Annotated in this window: 2 protein-coding genes; both read left to right on the plus strand. The window is 43.5% G+C overall.

Features of this window, described 5'->3' with window-relative positions; all coding sequences use genetic code 11:
- Window positions 1–7: 7 nt before the first annotated feature.
- The gene (gene ppsR / locus ACS8FD_RS15315; RefSeq protein WP_299217964.1) at window positions 8–841 is read left to right on the plus strand and encodes a posphoenolpyruvate synthetase regulatory kinase/phosphorylase PpsR; all 834 of its coding nucleotides are present in this window, start codon (window positions 8–10) and stop codon (window positions 839–841) included.
- Between the two features lie 94 nt (window positions 842–935).
- A partial coding sequence (locus tag ACS8FD_RS15320) for a hypothetical protein (protein ID WP_439276478.1) occupies window positions 936–1,242 on the plus strand: 307 nt, incomplete at its 3' end.

Raw genomic sequence — 1,242 nt, forward strand, 5'->3', positions numbered from 1 at the left:
TTTAGGTTTGGACAATTCACAGGCGATAAGAAGCGCGTTCTTTATCTCTGATGGTACCGCCATTACAGCCGAAACGTTGGGCCGTTCTATATTGAGTCAATTTGCCTCAGTGCCATTCGAAACTCGAGTATTGCCCTATGTCGATAGTATCGAACGTGCTGAAAACGCAGTTGAGCAAATCAACATCGCTTATCAACGCGATGGATTATTGCCGTTAGTATTTGATACTATTGTCAGTCCAGAAATTCGCGAAAAGATTAATTCTGCTCATAGCTGTAATTTAGATATGTACGAAGGTTTGATCGGCCGTATCGCGGAAGAAACTGGTATAGAGCCAGATGCTCATTCTGGTCATGCTCACGATAACGTCGACTCTGAGACTTATAAAGAGCGTATCGATGCGGTACATTTTGCTTTGGATAATGATGATGGAGCACGTACGCGTCATTACAATATGGCAGATATCATATTAATTGGCGTATCACGTTCAGGTAAAACGCCAACCTCACTGTATTTGGCTTTACAGTTTGGTATTCGCGCCGCTAACTACCCATTGACTGAAGATGATCTATACGACAATCAGCTACCAAAAGCATTGCGCGAGCATAAAGACAAGCTGTTTGGTTTGTTGATTGATACGGATCGTCTAGTAAAAATCCGCCAAGAACGCCGCGCAGGTAGTCGCTATTCTAGCTATCAGCAGTGTCAGCAAGAGCAGCGCGCTATACAAGGTATCTATACTTCACAAGGTATTCAAAGCCTTGATGTCTCCGAGATGTCTGTTGAAGAGATTGCCACTCGCATTTTGCAAATGACGGGCCTAAAACGTCGCATTGGTTAATCTGATACATGTGTTTATAGTCGACCATTATTATCACTATATACTACATTTTATATAAGTATCGCTATACATTTATCACCACATAGAGAGTGTTATGAGTCTATCCCATCAACCTAAAACATCGCCCTTGTTTTTGTTAGGCCTGCTATGCAGTGTCACGTTACTTAGTGCTTGTCAAACGTCACCTTTTGCGCGCAAGCCTGTACCCGAGCCGCGCTATATACCTACTATCGTCTTAGGTGACGCGCAAACGTTAACCGTTATGCCAAACCGCGTGGCCTGTGCCTCAGCATTACCGATGCAGTGTCTGCTAGCCAAGTCCAATAAAGATGGTTCGGTATTTCAAATCCCCTATGATTGGATTGATGACTTTACGCCAAGTCTTGGTACAGAGTATGTGA

The sequence above is a fragment of the Psychrobacter sp. 1U2 genome, from assembly GCF_051847575.1.